Origin of the sequence: Ohtaekwangia koreensis (assembly GCF_900167975.1) — a bacterium.
Classification (GTDB): Bacteria; Bacteroidota; Bacteroidia; order Cytophagales; family Cyclobacteriaceae; genus Ohtaekwangia; species Ohtaekwangia koreensis.
Window position 1 is genome coordinate 622158 of the sequence record NZ_FUZU01000002.1, and the last position, 19539, is coordinate 641696.

11 protein-coding genes are annotated in these 19539 nt (G+C 41.5%); 7 read left to right on the forward strand and 4 right to left on the reverse strand.

The window, feature by feature from the left end:
- The first annotated feature begins 77 nt into the window (after positions 1-77).
- Positions 78-3023: a DEAD/DEAH box helicase gene (locus B5Y40_RS15665; RefSeq protein ID WP_079687733.1), complete on the forward strand. Its 2946-nt coding sequence runs from the start codon at positions 78-80 to the stop codon at positions 3021-3023.
- 42 nt (positions 3024-3065) lie between these two features.
- On the opposite strand, the gene B5Y40_RS15670 is transcribed toward B5Y40_RS15665, so the two are convergent.
- Positions 3066-3599, reverse strand: coding sequence for an RNA methyltransferase (locus B5Y40_RS15670; RefSeq protein WP_079687734.1), 534 nt, complete (start codon positions 3597-3599; stop codon positions 3066-3068).
- A gap of 118 nt (positions 3600-3717) precedes the next feature.
- On the opposite strand from B5Y40_RS15670, the gene B5Y40_RS15675 reads away from it, so the two are divergent.
- Together B5Y40_RS15675 and mutS are read left to right on the forward strand one after the other, a co-directional pair.
- Positions 3718-5127 (forward strand): GAF domain-containing protein, encoded by a 1410-nt coding sequence (locus B5Y40_RS15675; RefSeq protein WP_079687735.1) that lies wholly within the window; start codon positions 3718-3720, stop codon positions 5125-5127.
- Between the two features lie 60 nt (positions 5128-5187).
- The gene (mutS, locus tag B5Y40_RS15680) at positions 5188-7797 is read left to right on the forward strand and encodes a DNA mismatch repair protein MutS (protein ID WP_079687736.1); all 2610 of its coding nucleotides are present in this window, start codon (positions 5188-5190) and stop codon (positions 7795-7797) included.
- 42 nt (positions 7798-7839) lie between these two features.
- Here the strand turns inward: mutS and B5Y40_RS15685 are convergent, their stop codons facing one another.
- Positions 7840-9057 (reverse strand): DEAD/DEAH box helicase, encoded by a 1218-nt coding sequence (locus B5Y40_RS15685; RefSeq protein ID WP_079687737.1) that lies wholly within the window; start codon positions 9055-9057, stop codon positions 7840-7842.
- A 248-nt stretch (positions 9058-9305) separates the two neighbouring features.
- Between B5Y40_RS15685 and B5Y40_RS15690 the strand changes: the two genes are divergently transcribed.
- The 4 genes from B5Y40_RS15690 to B5Y40_RS15705 all read left to right on the forward strand — a co-directional run bounded on the left by B5Y40_RS15690 (position 9306) and on the right by B5Y40_RS15705 (position 12734).
- A complete protein-coding gene (locus tag B5Y40_RS15690) occupies positions 9306-9875 on the forward strand; it encodes a hypothetical protein (RefSeq protein ID WP_079687738.1) in 570 nt (189 codons plus the stop codon).
- A 362-nt stretch (positions 9876-10237) separates the two neighbouring features.
- Positions 10238-11191: a magnesium/cobalt transporter CorA gene (gene corA / locus B5Y40_RS15695; RefSeq protein ID WP_079687739.1), complete on the forward strand. Its 954-nt coding sequence runs from the start codon at positions 10238-10240 to the stop codon at positions 11189-11191.
- Between the two features lie 96 nt (positions 11192-11287).
- Positions 11288-11917: a deoxynucleoside kinase gene (locus B5Y40_RS15700; RefSeq protein WP_079687740.1), complete on the forward strand. Its 630-nt coding sequence runs from the start codon at positions 11288-11290 to the stop codon at positions 11915-11917.
- Positions 11918-11981: 64 nt separating this feature from the next.
- A complete protein-coding gene (locus B5Y40_RS15705; protein WP_079687741.1) occupies positions 11982-12734 on the forward strand; it encodes a sulfite exporter TauE/SafE family protein in 753 nt (250 codons plus the stop codon).
- A 1-nt stretch (position 12735) separates the two neighbouring features.
- Here B5Y40_RS15705 and B5Y40_RS15710 read toward each other — a convergent pair whose 3' ends face one another.
- Complete coding sequence (locus B5Y40_RS15710) at positions 12736-18543, reverse strand: carboxypeptidase-like regulatory domain-containing protein (RefSeq protein ID WP_079687742.1); 5808 nt, start codon at positions 18541-18543, stop codon at positions 12736-12738.
- Positions 18524-19456 (reverse strand): 1-aminocyclopropane-1-carboxylate deaminase/D-cysteine desulfhydrase, encoded by a 933-nt coding sequence (locus tag B5Y40_RS15715; protein ID WP_079687743.1) that lies wholly within the window; start codon positions 19454-19456, stop codon positions 18524-18526. The genes B5Y40_RS15710 and B5Y40_RS15715 overlap by 20 nt, the downstream gene beginning before the upstream one ends.
- Positions 19457-19539: the final 83 nt, after the last annotated feature.

A 19539-nucleotide genomic window follows, 5' to 3' on the forward strand; every position in this document is an offset into this window, starting at 1 on the left:
GCATAAAAATGCTTCTTTTCTTATAGCGTTTATGCGTAATATTCGAATTCTTTTTTCATCAAAAAATCGTTTTTTGCATGAAAGTGTCATCTTCGCAGCCGTTCCAGATAATTTATTCGTTGTATCAGCACGAATATCTGGGCTTTATTTTTGAATCCTATATCGTGCATCTTGACGATAAAGGGAAGCTCACGTATCAACATCAAAACATTTCATCAAAAAATGCCAGGGAGTTTTCCAAAGGACTTGACTCCCGGGATTTTGAATTGATTGAAATAATGGATTCGATGCAACAGGAAACTATTGTGAAAAAGTTTTCTGCTAAGTTCATGAAGCCTGAAGAGTTCTTTGCTAAGATCTACGATAAGAACAAAGGCAATGAAATGATCCAGGAGCAAATCGAAGATTACCTGGAGAAACGAAGAGCCAAAATTTTAGAGAAAGTAAAAGGCAAACAGCTCTTCGAGATGGGCAATGATGGTGAGCCGACCTGGAAAAAAATTGAAGTGCTTGAAAAGCGTGCTTCGATTCAATTCCATTTCATGCGCACAGACGATCACACCAACTATTACCCTACTCTTTATTTCCAGGATAAAAAACTGGAGCTGCCAAATACATCCGCGTATCTCATTTGCAAGAATCCGGCATGGATGGTATTGAATGGTGATCTATATGGATTTGAAAAGTATGTAGATGGAAAAAAGTTAATACCATTCTTTACAAAGAAATTCGTTGTCATACCGCGCAACGTTGAAGAGACATACTATAATCGTTTTGTCGCGCCACTCATTGCATCCTTTGATGATGTAGAAGCAAATGGTTTTGAAATAAATAAAACTGCGTACGATCCGCATCCGGTGCTTACGCTTTCTGAACTACATACAACACAACCCTCAACAGCACCATCACTCTTCGACTCGGGTCCTCCTCCTGAAGACACAAGTGATGAAGCCGGAAAGATTGTTTTCGATCTTTCATTCAAATATGGTAAGCATCGCTTTCGCGGAGATAATATAGGACCGGTGAGTGTTACCATGGAGAAGCAAGGTGATGACGGCTATGTATTTCATCGCGTTACTCGCCTTACAGATGAAGAACGTAACTTCCTTCATACACTTCAAAAACTCGGATTGCCCATGAAAGGCTTTCGGGTTGCTATACCTAAATCAGAAGCATTCTCATGGTTGAATGAAAACCGTGTGAACTTGCTTAACCTTGGCTTTGAAGTCAGCCAGCCGGAGAGCCGCGACAAAAAATATTTCGTTGGCAAAGCGGTTATCGAAGTTGAGGTAAAAGAAAATATAGACTGGTTTGATATTCACGCGAAGATCAAATTCGGTGAGTATGAAATTCCATTCAAAGAACTTCGTAAGCTCATCATGCGCAGAAAGGTGGAGTTTAAACTTCCCAACGGAGAGATCGCGATCATCCCTGAAGCATGGCTTACAAAATATGCCGATCTGTTTTCATTGAGTGAAACAGATGGCGACAATGAGAAACCTGTACTACGCAAGCATCATCTTAACCTGGTGAAAGAACTGGAAGAAGGAAATCTTGCTAAAGTACATTTGAGTGAAAAGTTGCGTTCGCTTAATTCCTTTAGTGGCATTAAGGATTATCCTTTACCTACCGGATTCAAAGGCGAGTTACGTCCCTATCAAAAAGCGGGCTTCAACTGGTTGCGCTTCTTGAATGAGTATAAACTTGGCGGATGCCTTGCCGATGACATGGGTCTTGGTAAAACCGTACAGACTCTTACGATGTTGCTGGCCGAAAAAGAAGCTGGCTCCGGAACATCGCTACTGGTTATGCCAACATCACTTATTTATAACTGGGAGATGGAGGCAAGTAAATTTACTCCAGGTCTTCGAATATTGAATTATACAGGTACACTTCGAAATAAAGATATCAGTCGTTTTGAAAAGTACGATTTGATCCTTACGTCTTATGGCATTACGCGCCTAGACGTAGAGTTGCTTCAGCAATTCTATTTCAACTATGTAATACTGGATGAATCGCAGGTTATAAAAAATCCGACATCCAATATTTCCAAAGCAGTACGCGAATTAAAATCGCGACACAAACTGGTGCTAACCGGTACACCGATAGAAAACACAACACTCGATCTCTGGTCGCAGATGTCGTTTATCAATCCCGGTATACTTGGACCTCAAACGTATTTTAGAAACGAGTATCAAAATCCGATTGAGAAGAAGAATGATGAATCTCGTTCGCGCAAGCTCCACGCAGTTATCAAGCCTTTCATTTTACGCAGACATAAATCGCAGGTAGCAACTGAACTCCCGGAGAAAGTAGAGAACATACAATACTCTACCATGACGGCCGAGCAAGAGAAGCGTTACGAGGAAATAAAATCATTTTACCGCGAAAAGATATTCAACCTCATTGAAACGGAAGGCCTGGGCAACAGCCGCTTTATGATCCTGGAAGGCTTAACAAAGCTTCGGCAGTTAGCCAACCATCCAAGAATGATTGAGCAAGGATATCAGGGTGATTCCGGTAAGTATGAAGATGTCACGCACATGTTGGAGAACGCTTTGTCCGAAGGACACAAGGTTTTAGTGTTCAGCCAATTTGTGAAGCATCTTGAATTGGTTCGACAACATCTGAAAGCAAATAAGATTGACTTTGCATACCTCGATGGATCAAGCACTGATCGTAAAGAACAAGTGGAGCGCTTCAACAAAGACGAAAACCTGAAAGTGTTTTTGATCTCTATAAAAGCAGGTGGTCTTGGCTTGAATTTAACAGAGGCAGATTACGTCTTCATTCTTGATCCATGGTGGAATCCTGCTGTAGAGGCTCAGGCTGTTGACCGCGCCCATCGTATCGGTCAGAAAAAGAAGGTGTTTACGTATAAATTTATAACGCGCAATACAGTTGAAGAGAAAATTCTAATGCTTCAACAACGAAAACTACGACTTACCACAGAGCTGATCACAACGGAAGAAAGCTTTATGAAGCAACTTTCGAAAGATGATATAATGCAGATGCTGGTCTAAAATGAATAGATATATACCTGATCGAGTAATCCGGGTATATATCTATTTCAATATTAATTTTCTAAAAATCTCCCACGTCACTACACCCAGGCAAACGGAAACATTCAATGAGTGCTTGGTGCCGATCTGCGGAATCTCCAGTGCTATATCTCCGTGAGCGATCACCTCTTCACTTACTCCATTTACTTCATTGCCGAATACCAGGCAATACTTTTTACCGGTTTCCGGTTCGAAAGTTTGCAGTGGAATGCTGGTTGTGGTTTGCTCCACCACTATAATTATATAACCTGACGCTTTTAATTCCTGAACAATATTGGAAGGCTCTGCGACATAATGCCACTCCACAGATTCAGTGGCGCCTAACGCTGTCTTTTGAATTTCACGATGAGGAGGTGTGCCTGTAATTCCCGTAAGGTAAATTTTCTCCACCCGAAAAGCATCGGCAGTACGAAAAGCGGAACCTACATTATGAAGACTACGAATGTTATCAAGCACAATGGATACAGGAAGCTTATCAGAATCCTTAAATTCACCAACTGAAATACGACCGAGTTCGTCAAGCTTTAATTTCTTCATGAGTTGCTATGTACTGATAAGATATAGTGCGGGTAAAATTACATGCAGATTTTATCAAATAATAGTATATTCGTAAGCTGTTTGTATCGCGAAGTTGTGTGCTTAAACCCTGGCTATTATGCTCAATTTCTGGAAAAGAATTTCCTACCTCGGAGTAACCGATGATCAGGACTTTCGCCTTGCGCGAAGAATTGTACTCTCGAATCGTTTTGGATTAATCATAGCAGCCGTCACGCTGATTTTTCTCATTGTATTTTTATTCAGGCCGAATGCGCCCATCGTACCACTCATTGGTATGTTGTTAGTCGTAGGCAGCATCTGGTTTTTAAACGGGCTCGAGTTAACAGCATTGTCGCGTTTCATCACAAGTCTCACACCCGGAGTAGGATTGTTTATTCTGAACATCTCTCAAAAATTCGGAGACCCCGCCACGATAGACATTTTACATTACGCAACGCCTCGTATGATTATTATAGGTTCTGCGGCATTGCCCTTTGCCATGTTCACGCACAATGAAAAAAGGTATGTCATGAGCGCTGTTGCTGTAATTATACTCCTCGGTTTTGGATACGATGGTATACATCAGCTCTTTGGTGTAGATATAGCATCGCTGGGTATCAACGATAAATACTATAGCATTGTCACAGAAGATATGGTGGTGCTCACGATTATTACGCTTGCGGCATCAGGTTTCATGTTTGGTATGGGCGAGCAGTACGATAAAAAAGCACAACGCCTGTTAGACGATGCGTTGCAACAAACGGAAAGCCTCAAACGAAAAGAAGAAAACCTGAAAAAGACTTTAAGTGAATTGGAGGAATCGCGTAAGCAAGATGATTTCAGAAGTTGGGTAGCGAAAGGTATAGCAGAGCTTGGTGGTGTTTTACAGACCTCCGAGAATTCGGTGAATATATATGAGCACTGGCTTTCTGCCGTTGTAAAATATTTGAAAGTAAATCAGGGAGGATTGTTTCTTGCCGAAGAAGATAGCTCCGGAAAAACGGAATTGAAGCTTACAGCAAGCTATGCCTTCGAGCGAAAAAAGTTTTTACAGAAATCAGTAGAACCCGGTGAAGGACTCGTAGGGCAAGCCTATATGGAGCAGCATACTATTTATCTGAAGAAGGTTCCGAAGGAATATATTCATATAACGTCTGGCCTGGGTGATGCCCCACCACATGTATTGCTGGTGTTACCAATAAAAAATAAGAAAAGTACTGAAGCAGTTCTGGAGCTCGCATCGTTTCATGAATTAGAGAAGCACCACCTCGAACTCCTTGAAAAATTAGGCGAATCATTGGCCGGCTTTATTTCCAATCACAAAATAAATCAGCGAACAAAAACTTTGTTGCAGCAAGCGCAGACTATGTCAGAGGAACTTCGCTCGAATGAAGAAGAGATGCGACAGAACCTCGAAGAGCTTACGGCAACGCAGGAAGCTTTGGCCAGGAAAGAACGAGAGTACCAGCAACGGATTGCCGAGCTTGAAGATATTGTTTCAAATTCACGGTCAGTCTCGGCTGCATAGCTTTAAAAAATTCGATTGACTGTCGGTCGAGCAAGGGCGACTTTTCTATCTTTGCCCATCATGGCCGAAGCAAAAACCTCCACAGAAACTCCCTTACAGAAGCAATACAACGCTATTAAAGTAAAGTACCCCGGTGCGCTTTTACTTTTCCGCGTAGGCGATTTTTATGAAACGTTCGGGCAAGACGCGATCGCTGCCAGCAAAGTACTCGATATAGTGTTGACCAAACGTGGCAATGGGTCAGCTTCAGAAACTGCTCTCGCAGGATTTCCGCATCACTCACTGGATACATACTTGCCAAAACTTGTTCGTGCAGGACATCGTGTAGCAATCTGTGATCAGCTGGAAGATCCCAAGTTTGTAAAAGGTATTGTAAAGCGAGGTGTTACAGAATTGGTAACGCCTGGTCTTTCTTTTAATGATAACGTACTCGAACGAAAGCAAAATAATTTTCTCGCTTCTGTCTTCGCAGGAAAAAATGCTTTCGGTGTTTCCTTTCTGGACGTTTCCACCGGAGAATTTTATGCAGCGCAGGGAAATGAAACCTATATATTAAAGCTCATTCAGGGCTTTGCTCCTTCAGAAATTATATTCAGCAAACACGGACGTGAAAAATTTGAATCACTCTTTCGGGAAGAATATAGCACGTTTGCTTTGGAGGACTGGGTATATGGATACGACTATGCCTATGAAAAACTTACGAATCAATTCAAGACTGCTTCACTGAAAGGTTTTGGGGTTGAAGATTATGGAGAAGCAACGATCGCAGCGGGTGCTATTTTACATTATCTCGAAGAGACTGAGCATAAAGACACCTCACATATAGCATCGATCTCGCGCATCGATGAAGATAAATATGTATGGCTCGATAAGTTTACCATTCGCAATCTTGAGATCGTTCATTCTCAACATGACGGTGGTGTGCCGCTCATTGCTATACTCGATCGTACGGTTACGCCCATGGGTTCGCGACAACTGCGCAAGTGGATGATACTTCCGTTAAAGGAAAAGGCAGCGATTGAAGAACGATTGTTGATCGTTGATACTTTATTTCAGGACACAACGCTCGCGGAGAAAATAGCAGAGCCACTAAAACAAATCTCTGATCTCGAGCGACTGATCTCAAAGGTTGCCGTGAACCGGATCAACCCACGGGAGATGCTTCAGTTAAAACGCTCACTGAAGTGTATAAATCCCATTAAGCAATTACTGGCTAATCATCCTGCAGTTAGTTTAAAGAAAATGGCGGATCAGCTTCATCCTTGTGAATTCCTGCTCGACAAAATCGAAAGAGAACTTCGTGAAGATGTATCGATCAACAGCAACCAGGGTGGATTGATAAAAGAAGGAATTGACAGTGAACTGGATGAACTTCAAAAGATAGCCTTCTCAGGAAAGGATTACCTGTTGCAAATTCAAAAACGTGAAGTAGAACGCACGGGTATAAATTCTCTGAAGATTTCTTTTAATAAGGTGTTTGGTTACTACCTCGAAGTAAGCAATGCGAATAAAGACAAGGTGCCAACCGATTGGATCCGCAAGCAGACACTGGTAAACGCCGAGCGCTATATAACCGAAGAACTTAAAGTATACGAAGAGAAAATTCTGCACGCCGAAGAAAAACTAAATGTAATCGAGCAACGGATTTTCAACGCGCTCATTCAAACGGCAGCCGATTTTATTCCACAAATTCAACAGGATGCGCGCGTACTCGCACAGTTGGATTGCCTGTTGTCCTTTGCATCTATAGCGAAGGCAAACAAATATACCCGGCCGGTCATAGACGAGTCATTGATCGTTGATATAAAGAGCGGCCGTCATCCAGTGATCGAAAAGCAATTGCCGGTAGGTGAAAATTATGTTCCCAACGATGTATACCTCGACAGTGAGAAACAACAGGTAATGATTATTACCGGACCAAACATGGCCGGTAAATCTGCGCTGCTTCGCCAGACAGCGCTCATTGTTTTGTTAGCACAAATGGGAAGTTTTGTTCCTGCGGAAGCAGCCACCATTGGTATTGTAGATAAAATTTTCACGCGCGTTGGAGCGTCCGATAATCTTTCGCGTGGTGAATCTACTTTCATGGTGGAGATGACGGAAACAGCGAGCATCCTCAACAACCTCAGCAACCGAAGTTTGATTTTGATGGATGAGATCGGAAGAGGTACAAGTACATATGATGGTGTATCTATAGCGTGGGCGATTGTTGAATACCTGCACAATCATAAAGACTTTAAACCCAAAACACTGTTCGCAACGCATTACCATGAATTGAATCAACTCGAGGAAGATTTGACGCGTGTGAAGAACTTCAATGTTTCGGTGAAAGAGCTGGGAAACAAAATCATTTTCATGCGCAAGCTGAAAGAGGGCGGAAGTGAACACAGCTTTGGTATACATGTAGCGCAACTTGCAGGTATGCCGAATCGTGTTGTATTCCGTGCAAACGAGATTCTTCAATTCCTGGAAAAGGATAAACACAAAAACGAACAACGTCAGAAAATTCGTGAAGTGCCTAAGCCGACTCCACAAATGAGTTTGTTCGAAGCTGATCCGCGCTTTAAAGAAATTGAAGAGAAGCTTACCAAGATCGATATCAATACAATCAGTCCGGTAGAAGCATTGTTGAAATTGAATGAACTCATCTCAACACTAACAAAAAAATAAGCTATAGCAATTGCTATAGCTTGATGCGTAAAAATCTGCGCTTTAGTTTTTCTTTTTGAAGTTCTTGCCTGGTTTTCGGTTCTTAAAATTCCCGGCAGGTTTCTTTTTTACTTCCGGACTATAGGTAGGTCCTTCACCGATCTCTGCCGGTAAAGGGTTCTTCGGAATAATATCTCCGATCAGATTTTCTATACTGAAAAACTTGCGTTGATCTTTTTCATTGATCAGCGTTATCGCTGTGCCCGTAGTTTCTGCGCGGGCGGTTCTGCCAATACGATGGACGTAATCCTCTGGATCTGGAGGGACATCCCAATTGATCACAAGACTGATTCCTTCTACATCTATACCGCGTGACAGTACATCTGTTCCGATCAGCATGTTGATCTGTTTATTTTTAAAGGCACGCAAAATTTCTTCGCGCTCTTGCTGCTCCAGATCAGAGTGAAACGCTTTGGCGGGTAGCCCTCCCCGTTGGAATGCTGCATCAAGTTTTTTGACGGTCTCTTTTGTGGAAGCAAAGATGATCGCACTTTTCCACGGAACCGTTTTAAGTATATGTTTCAGAATCGCGCCCTTCTGCTCATCGAATACAACATACGCCTGTTGTGAAATTCCAGCAGCAGGTTTAGCGAGAGCAATATTGATCTCTTGTGGCTTATTCAAAATTTTACCGGCCAGCATCCTGATCTTCGGAGGCATGGTAGCGGAGAACAGTAAAGTTTGTCTCTCCGTCGGCAAATATTTTATAATCTTCACGATGTCATCGAAGAAACCCATGTCAAGCATACGATCTGCTTCATCCAGTATAAGATGTTGAAGATGATCGAACTTGATTGTACCGGCTGCGAGTAGCGCGATCAAACGTCCGGGTGTTGCAATGATAATATCAGCACCTTGCTCTAAAGCTTTACGTTGCTGATCCCACGTGGCGCCATCACCACCACCATAAATAGGCAGTGAACTTACGCCTAGAAAATATGCGAAGCCTTCAATCTGTTGATCGATCTGTTGCGCAAGCTCGCGCGTTGGCGCAATTACCAGCGTATTCAGATGGCGTGTTTCAGCGTGTATAATTTTATTGAGGACAGGAAGTATATAGGCTGCTGTTTTTCCGGTGCCGGTTTGTGCGCAGGCAATCAGATCGTGATTATCTAGAATAACAGGAATGGCTTGCTGCTGGATCGGAGTGGGCTTGCTATATCCCATCGAGTCGAGTCCATCGATAAGCTTTTGGTCAAATTTAAAATCGTGGAAGGTCAAGGTAAGTGATTTATAATACGAACATCATTATTACAATGAATGCTAAGTAAATGTTTCTGCGAGATACTGTAAAATTCTCACCCATCAAAATCAGAAAAGCCGGCAAGGAGGTTGTGTGTCATGAACTATAGCACAGGTTGTGTCTCTATGTCGGCCTCTATAAACAGGTTATTAACTGCATAGGAAACGATAACACCCGTTTTTCTGGCACAATTTTTCGTACTTTTAATTCGTTAATAAATCTACTTATGAAATTGCTTAACCTGTCTCTCACTGCAGTCATATTGACTTTACTGGCGTCATGCGCTTCAAGTCCGTATGGAACAAAAGTAAAAGAGCCTTTTCAGGGAAATGCATATGAATCTAATAATCGCTTCTGGCGCGCCTCCGGCAAAGGAACAAGTTCGCAGGACAACATCGCTCGCGGTAAAGCAGATATAGAGGCAAAGGCACAGTTAGCAGGACAAGTAAATACAACGATGAAACAGGTTGCCGATCAATACCTGGGTCAAACCGAAAATGAAAATGCAGCAGACGTTGCTGATAAATTTCAAAGCCTTGTTCGTCAGATCATGAATACAAACCTCGCTGATCTGCGTAAAATGGACGAGAAGAAGTTCTATAACGAAAAAGCAAACGAGTATACTGTATTTATAGCCTACGAGATAAAGAAGAACGCTATGCTTCGGTTTATGAAGAAGCAGGCTAAAGTTGATAAGACAATAGACGAACGTCAGCGTGAAACGATCGAGAAGATCGTTGATCAAGAGCTTGAAAAGGCTGATGCTGCCGACAAGGCTGAAGATAAAGACGAATAGAGAAAATTAGTTTTACAGGTGAAAGAAACCCGGATGATGTTTATATATCAGCCGGGTTCTTTTTTTAAAGGCAGTAAGATTATTATAAGGACAACTTTCTCGTTCGTATGGATAGCCAAAGGATCGTACGATTACAACACTATATTTCATGATTAGAGGCGAGAGTAAATCGTTCAAAAAACGATAGGCTATTATAATGTGCTTTATATGTTAAGGGCTAATTAAAGAAATAAAAATATAAATCGTTTTCTGAAACCGTGGAGGTTAAGGAATGAGTTTTTATGCAACTCTGATAGGACTTTAAAATTGGTAACACATTTTATTTCACAGGGATGCTTTAACTTGCACCGCTATTATTTTTTATGATCAGGGTTTACACAATCAGACAGGGGAAGCTGGAGCAGTTTAAAAATCTGCCGCGGGAGCAAATTGTAAAACTTACGGATATTATCTGGATCGATTTACAGTCGCCTTCGCAGGACGAGAAGGATTTCATTGAAAAGAATTATAAAATAGAATTCTTTACCTACCAGGAAGTTCAGGAGATTGAAAGCAGCTCGCGTTTTTTGGAGACCGATGAAACTACGGAAATCAACCTCACCTTTGTAACAAACCAGGAAGCTGAACTCTCGATACAGAACGTTACGTTCATCTTGAAAAATCGTGTGCTGTTTACATACCGTCAAGGTGATTTGAAAATTTTTGCTGAGACAGTCCGCAGAATGAAAACAATGAATGCCGAAGCAAAAGAACACGGCCTCGATGTTTTCCTTACCATACTTGAGACTCGCATTGATAGTGATGCCGATTTGATCGAAGGTATAAATCGTAAACTGAACGGCATCAGTAAAGATTTGATCGCACGTAAATCTTTAAAAGAAGAGTTACTCTTGGGAATTGCGCAGCTTCAGGAAAATACCATGGTACTTCACGAGACTATAACTGAAAAGCAACGCGTGGTAAGTTCGCTGATCCGTATACCCGAATTCAACAAGATGGAGAATGAACGGTTAAAGATCATTATAAAAGATATAGGCTCGCTTCTTCAACACGCACAATTCAGCTCGGAGCGCCTTGAGTATTTACAGAATACATTTTTAGGTCTTGTAAACATTGAGCAGAACACCGTGATCAAGATCTTCACGGTTGTAACGGTTGTGTTCATGCCGCCTACGTTAATTGCCAGTATATACGGAATGAACTTCAAGCACATGCCAGAGCTTGAGTGGTTAGGAGGATATCCGATCGCTATCGGGTTTATGATTCTTTCTTCGCTTGGTTTTCTCTGGTATTTCAAGCGGAAAAACTGGCTATAGTTTATTTGCTGGTGGAATATACTTCTTGAAAAGTATGGTATAAACACTCCGCGCACTGCTGACTTTTTCATTACCTTGCCTTCAAAACGTAAAGTCGTGCAGCCACAACACATCGCTATCTGCGGAAATATTGGATCCGGTAAAACTACACTTGCCGGTAAGCTTTCAAAACATTATGGATGGCAAGCTTTATTGGAGTCGGTAGAGGACAATCCATATCTGCGTGATTTTTATGAAGACATGAACCGTTGGGCGTTTCATGTGCAGATGTATTTTCTGAACAGCCGCTTCAAGCAAGTCAATAAGATTCGCGCCAGCACAGGTAAAGTTACCGTGCAGGACCGCACGATCTATGAAGACGCCTATATCTTCGCTGCTAACCTGCACAAGAGCGGCTTTATGACGGAGCGTGATTTTCAAAGTTACCTCGATACATTTCATTCGATGATAAGCTTTGTGCAGCCTCCTGATCTTCTCATTTATTTAAAAGCAGATATACCCAAGCTCGTTCAGCAGATTGAAAAACGCGGTCGTGATTATGAGTACTCAATCCGGATCGATTACCTCCGTAATCTCAATGAACATTACGAAAGCTGGATCAACAACTATAACCTTGGCGAACTCCTGGTGATCGATGTAAATAGCCTTGACTTCGTAGCCAACATCGATGATTTTTCTTTTATCGTTAACAAAATCGATCTTGAGCTAAACAGTTTGTTTAGTTAGAATACAGTTAGTAGCTATATATAGTCGTTTACATTTGTTTCGGTCCACATCAAAGCATTTATAGTTGATAACACTTTTCTCTTTTCATTTTACTACCGCACAGCTTTTCATTTTCTTCCTGGTAGCGGTGTTCGTAGGCATGTCGAAGACAGGAGTGCATGGCACAGGCATGGTGGCGGTGCCGTTACTTGCTTCTGTGTTTGGCGGACAACTATCCAGTGGCATTATGCTGCCGATGCTTTGCCTCGCGGATGTCATGGGTGTGTGGTATTACCATCGACACGCATCGTGGGAGCACCTTAAGAAACTTTTTCCATGGGCAGTGATAGGTACTATACTTGGTACAGTTGTAGGAGGGATGATCGATGATCATATTTTCAGAATGATCATGGCGGTAATTATTGTAGGGAGTGTGGTCATTATGCTCTGGCTCGAACGCGGACATAAAGAAGATATACCAGACTATAAATGGTTTGCAGGTTTAACGGGTACAGCCGGTGGTTTCACTTCCATGGTCGGGAACCTGGCTGGCTCCGTGATGGCAGTATATTTCCTATCCATGCGGTTGCCGAAGAATTCTTTCATTGGAACAACCGCATGGTTTTTCATGGTAATGAACTGGTTTAAAATTCCATTTCATGTTTTTGCCTGGCATACTATATCCTGGCATACATTTCTGCTGGATCTTACAATGCTTCCGCTCATTGCTATAGGTGCATTTCTGGGAGTCTTTATTGTAAGTAAAATCCCCGAGCGCATGTATCGTTGGTTCATCATTGGTATGACGTTGGTTGCAGCCTTCATGATGTTGGTATAAATCAATCAATCGCTATACTTTTCATTTCTTCACGACCGTATACTACAGGGAAATACATCCATTCTGCTTTCGCAGGATTGAGTTGATATTTGCCTTTGTATCGTGGAAGCAATTTAACCTCATAATGATACGTACCGGCACGGAGGCGTTCGCAGTATATACGTGTTTCGTGCAGGTCATATTCGCGATGCACTTCTCCGTTGGTCCAGCTTTGATCCTTGGTGTTGTAAGAACAGCCTGCGGGTATAGGTATATTGATCATCACATATTCAGCGTCTTTCTTTACTTCAAGCGTTACATGTAAAGTCACGGGTTTACCCGCCTTGAGCTTTTTAACATTGTCCTCAAGTGCTGTATGTATTATAAATTCCTTCTCAACTTTTTTAGGTTGCGAATTCCAGTGTTGCTGATAGGCAGTTATATAAACAGGTGCGCTTCCTGCTTTAGCTATAGATATAGTTTTGTGATCACGAAACTCAATCTCCGTAGGGAAATTCGTTATAGTTCGATTTCCGTTCAATGTCAACACAGGTTTTTGATCAACGTGCTTCTGTTTCAATAAACGAGGAAGTAACGTTTCAATGATGCGCGCAGATTCATATGTATTCGTCCAGCATCTTTTTCTTTTTTCAAGAAAATAATTCTGAAGCTTCAGCAAGTCAGGATCATTCTGATTTCTGGCCTCCATCAATTGAAAGACGAGCAGTGTATTGTCAACATCGTTGTTCATCAACGTATAATTGGTTTCTCCCCAATACCAATTTCCCTTCAGCGTTTCATGTCTGTATTTTTCAATCACACTCCAGTCAACACTATATTTCTGTAGCTGACGAAGCCGTTGTATCAGCAGGTTTTGGTGCAATGATTTTATCGCATTCTTTTTCTTCAACGAATCGATGATCGGCTGAACAGCAATGGTCTCTCCTGATTCAGAAAGAAAAATCCAGGACCTTAGTTGCTCTTCTATTGGTGTAGAGCTTGTAGTATATTCCATCAGATAATTCTTTACACCTTGCTGATCGAATCGTGCTTTATAGCCCAGAGAGGTTGCCCATAAAAGCGCTTTCGCAACGTGCAACGTTATCCAATGATTGCCGCCACGCATACTCCACCAACCCCAACTGCCGTCTTTATGTTGGTTGGCAATAAGTTTCTTAATGGCCTTCTCAACTTGATTATCGTATTTGAATTTTTCTTTCCGGTATATACATATTGATTTTTCTGCAAGCAGCGCTTTTAGTTTAGAGGCAAGTTGCTCATTGCAATCATATGGATATACCTTAAGTATATTCACTTCATCCAATAGTACATCCATAAGATCAGTTTGAGCGTAGAGCTTTATATTTCTGGGATTATTAAAATTAAAGATAGCAGTGGTATCACGTGGTAAAGCAGCAAAGAATCCGGTGCTCTCCAAAGAGCCAACGGGCATCACAGGTATATTTCGCAATTCACCGTCTTCGTACTTTTTGTAGCCTATACTATATTTAACGGAGAGACTGTCATGTGCAGGCCCGATGAGATTTATAGTATCGATCACCGAATTCTTTATCAGAAGGGAATTTTCGCGATACGATTTTCCAGCAACGTTTATCGATCGTGTGATCAACAAACTATCACCACCGTAGTTGGTAATTTTTCCCATAGCCTGCGCAGTATCTCCCTGTAAAAGAAAGTTAGGCAAAGACAGTTGTGCAGCCAGTGGTTTATACGATTGTACTTTGCTACTCGTTTGCCCGGTTCGCTTCTTTGAAGCCATAGCTAGTACCTGAATGTTCCATCCCGTTATATCATCTGGAAAAGTAGTTTGGAAAGTTGCTTCGCCATTTTGATCTGTATATAGTTTCGGTTGCCAGAAAGCATAGTCCCGAAAGTTTTTACGAAGCGAAAGTCCCGGAGCTGCATCACCTGCCGTTAAAAGCTGTGGAGCTTCGGGCAATTTCGTTTTGAGAAGCTGCGCACGTGTGGTGCCAGGTTTTGTTGATATAAGAATTATACCGTTGGCCGCCTGCGAACCATATAGCGCTACGGCCTGCTCTGATTTGAGCACCTCTATAGAGGTAATTTTATTCTTATCGATGTCATCCAATGTTCGTAAGACACCATCAATGAGTACCAATGGTGCATTTCCGCTTCCGATAGCAGCAACTCCACGAAGTTTTATACTTACAGAATCGGCAACCAATGCTTTATTCCCTGAAAGTATAGATACTCCTGCCATTCTTCCCTGTACAGCAGACACTGAACCGGTTAACATTTTTTTCTCCTGGCTTCCATATCCAATTACTACCACCTCACTCAACTGCTGTACATCAGCGTTAAGCTGTATATCCAGCGCGTTTTGCGATCGCGTGCTTGTTTCCTGTGATATATATCCGATAAAAGAGAAGACGAGTACTCCATTGGCAGGAACATATATTCTATATTCGCCTTGCATGTCGGTGGCAGTGCCATTGTCTGTACCTTTTAGAATTACATTTACACCAGGAACGGGCTCACCTGATTCATCTGTAACTCTACCGGTTACCCAACGGCCATCACCGAGTGGTGTGTTGTCTGTTGACTCAAGATAGTATAGCTCGCGAAGAGCCTGCATTTGACGTTGACGCGTTTGCTCGATATATACGGATTCATTTGACCATTTTTTAACTCGCTCCATTACTTGACGACTAAAGGAGTCAGGTATATGTATTTTCTCATGGTCCAATTTATAGAACGTTCTTCCGTAAGCGTTTACCTTAACCGGTGCTGGCTTCAGGTAACTTTCATCTTGATAAAGAACCACTACCTGGTATGTTCCTGGTAGTAGAGGTGTAAAGTAAGCCACGTGGCCAGGGAAGATATAGTATTCATCCGGCACGTCAAGGTTTATAATAAATGTAGCGAAACGTGGAGGTAAGCCAACAGGTTTACTGTCGAGAACAACAAGAGTTCCTGTATTTTTGACAACCGGATGATTGTCTGGATATTTTCTGACGGTATATACTTTTTCTATCGCTTGTCGCTTCCAAAATTCAAGGACTCGCGTCTCCGTTTGCACTTGATCTTTTAATGAAGGATTAAAGCTGAAAAAATGTAGTCTTTGCTTAAAGCGATCGGATATGCTGATTCGTTCCTGATCAATCAAGCCGGGCATAAATGTTATAGTCCGATTTGGTTTGAAACTAAATGGCGTTGTGAAGTCGGGCGTATGATAGGAAGCGGCTCCCCAGGAAAAGGGTCCAACTAATTTATTCTGATCACTCCCCCATTGCAAGAATGGCATAGTATGAATCTCATCGCCCTGTTGCAGATAGGCCAGGCGTTGTGCATTGTCGCGGTTAAGTAAAAGAAAATATGGCGCCAGGCTGTTAATCTCATTTGCAGAAAACACAGGCTCCATTTTGATTTCTTCTACCGTAACCGGTAAATTATAGAGGTCAATACTGAGAGTAAGTTTAAAACCTTTTTTCAGAGTTACATTTTTAATTTTCAAAATGCGATCGCGAAGACGAATGGTAATGGTGTGTAATCCTGCGCGTGCTCGAAATGAATAGGGCTCAATGCTTTCTGTACCGTGATAATACTTTAACTCATTATCAACATAGATATAGTATACAGATCGGATATTACCATAACCAACGATAAACGGAGCAACCTGCGTAATACTGTCTTCTGCTAAAGAGTAATTTGTATAGAGTCCGTTTGCAGGGTATAAGAAATTATAATACTCAATGCTATCGAGCTCCAGCTTGGTTTTCCAAAAATCATAATCGAGATAATTAGTGAGTGAAGTGTTTATATCTTTTTCGTGGAATTCGTTGAAGATTTTTCTGCTTTTGAATCTCTCGAAATCGGGCAGTGCTATAGGGGATGTCTCCCTGAATTTTTTAGTGATGGCATACGCGGTAAGATCAGCATAAGGAACCGGTTTACTGAAAGCGTCTTTTACGAGAATCTTAATATCAACCCGTTGGCCTGGAAATATAGATGAGGGATGATCGATATCAACAACCAACGGCTTTTTAGCAAAAGGCAGATCAAAGTTCTGATCGTTTGACTTGCCGGCCCATATATATTGAATCGAAAAGTAATAACGCGCATTCGGAGATGTCTTTCTTTTTAAAGTATACTCCGTTGTCTGCCCTTGGTCAATAATCGTATTGCCCCTGAACAACTGATAACGGAATGTTAACTTTCTTGAATTTTGAACAACAACCAACAAGCTATCTTTTGTGCGTTGTGCAGCAACGTTAACACCAGCGTCTGTCGCAATAAGGTCAACTCTCTTTAGTATAACTTTATTCTGCAGTAACAGATACGCAGTGGTATAGGGATCAATCTTTTGCGCATAGGGAAGTAAGACATCTGCTTGTTGATATACCTCTCCTGAAGTATTCAGCGATTGAACCTGAAATTTTTCTTGAGAAGTGGAAGTAAATATGACTGAGTCGTTTTTAATTTCTGCATCAGCGACCGGTATTTTATAGGTATATTTTAAATTGAGATTCTTGACATGACGTTCGTTGTCTGCATTTGTAAAAATGGCAGTGACCTCATAGTCGATTTCAGCTTTTGGGAAAATGGAATCAGGTAGCGCTATACTTGTTTCTCCGAGTGGATCAAGCTTTATAGAATGTGTCCATAAAGTATCCTTTACAAATACGGAAGGCCTCTCGAATGCATTTACGTTTTTAGACATCACCAATACTTCAGCGCTCACATCATATAACGGCAGATCATTCGCATCTGTCCCTTTTAGAAATATAGTAGCTTGCTTATGTGGAGGCGAGTCACTGCTGCGGATGCTGAAGAAATTTTGTTTTAATTCATATTGCTCATATTCAAAAGACACTGAAGGATAATTATCATTCTGCTTCTTATCAATGAGGTAAATAGAGTATCTTCTGTCAAGCTCCAGCTTCAGGCTATCATTTAGCACAAATTCATATACATATGCTCCAGGCCTATAGCTGGTTATTTCACCCAACTTCTTTTTCCAGTAATTGCCATGATATCCACTGATCTCTACCTGAAGTTTATTATGGATGGGCTTGCCATTTTTCTTTACGATATAAGCTTTAAGTTTTACAGTGTCGCCTGGTTTGAATTTTGGTTTATTCAGCACAACATACCCGGTGTAATTTTTTTGTGCAAACACTTTGCGTACCCGGTAATATATACCAGGAGGACTGATGTGGGGATAATCGAAAAGGCTTTTTACTGTGCGTCCGATATAGAATATAGGTGATAGTATATGGTTGATTGGAAAAGTACCAAGCACTCTTCTTTTTGTTCGTGCCGGAAGTGTGTTATTATATTGTCGATTGATATCGAAGTATGAAGAGTGCCCTTGGTATAGCACACTGATCCATCCCTGTCGATTGGTGGTGGCAATACGATAGGCGTTTAATTTCTTTGTGAATGGAATACTTCTGATTCCGATGCGTGGCTTCAGTGTTTTAATTTCATTTCCATTTCTATCATGAAATAGCAAAACCAAATCGCGATGATTATTAAGAATGGCCATGTCAAGATTATTGACAGACTCTATTTCAGCTTGTAAAGATGTTCCTTGTGATTTGATAAATAAATAGTGCCCAACTGGTAACTCCTTTCTATATATTGAATCGGAAGGATAAAAATCAACGAGCGTATGAAAGAATTTATCCGCCAAGGGTTCATACTCTTTAGTATATAGCGTTTCCGCTTCCTCGTTTGTAATCTGGTATATAAATGTGTGGTAACTGCTGGTACGTGAGTTGACAAGGTCTTGTGCGCCTGCCGTGATGTAAAGAAGCGCAAAACAGCTAAGTAGAAATTTCCTCATATAGGTTCTGGTAAGTAGTAGCACCCTGAAGCCCGCCTGTATGCACGACAAGTATAGTGGACCCTCTACGAAAAGAACCTTTCTTCACATCCTCCATCACTGCCCACATTAACTTGCCCGTGTATACAGGGTCGAGCGGGAGATTATGCTGCTGCTTCATTTCACGAATGAACCCCATCAACTCAGGCGTCACCTTAGCATAGCCTCCGTGATGATAAGATGTAAGGATGGACCAGTTTCCATAAATCGATGAAGTATTTTTTTTCCCTTGACTATAAATATTTAATAGCTGATCGACTTCTTTTTTTAGAAAGTCACCTTTCAACACGCTAACCCCGACAATTTCACATGCGTTACCGAGCCCGGCAATAATGCCAGCGATAGTTCCTCCGGTCCCCACCGGAAGGTATAGATGATCGAAACTTAATGACAAAAGCGATTCACCAAATTCTGCACATCCCTTTAGCGCAAATTCATTTGTTCCGCCTTCGGGGATTAAATAGAAGTCACCAAATTTTTCACGAAGGCCTTGAATGAAAACTATATCATTTTTTTTTCGATACTCTTCCCGCGAAACAAAGTGAAGTTTCATTCCTTGTTCTCTCGCAAAACGCAACGTAGGATTTATAGGCTCGACTTCTTCACCACGAATTATACCAATGCTTTCAAAATTACATTCATGTGCAGCCGCAGAAGTTGCGTAAATGTGATTCGAGTATGCGCCTCCGAATGTTAGCAGTATTTTTTTATTGAGTCTTTTTGCTTCCGCGAGATTATACTTCAGCTTCCACCATTTATTTCCGGAAATAAAAGGATGGTTTAAATCTTCTCGTTTAATAATCACGCGAACACCAGCCGCCTCTATTGTTGGGTGATGAAATTCCTGAACCGGAGTTGATGTATACTGAAGCAAGCTTTTTTTGCCTTGAAAATAACTGGAATTCTGCGCAAAAAACGAATTTTAAATTACTAATAATTTTAGATGACATTACTAAA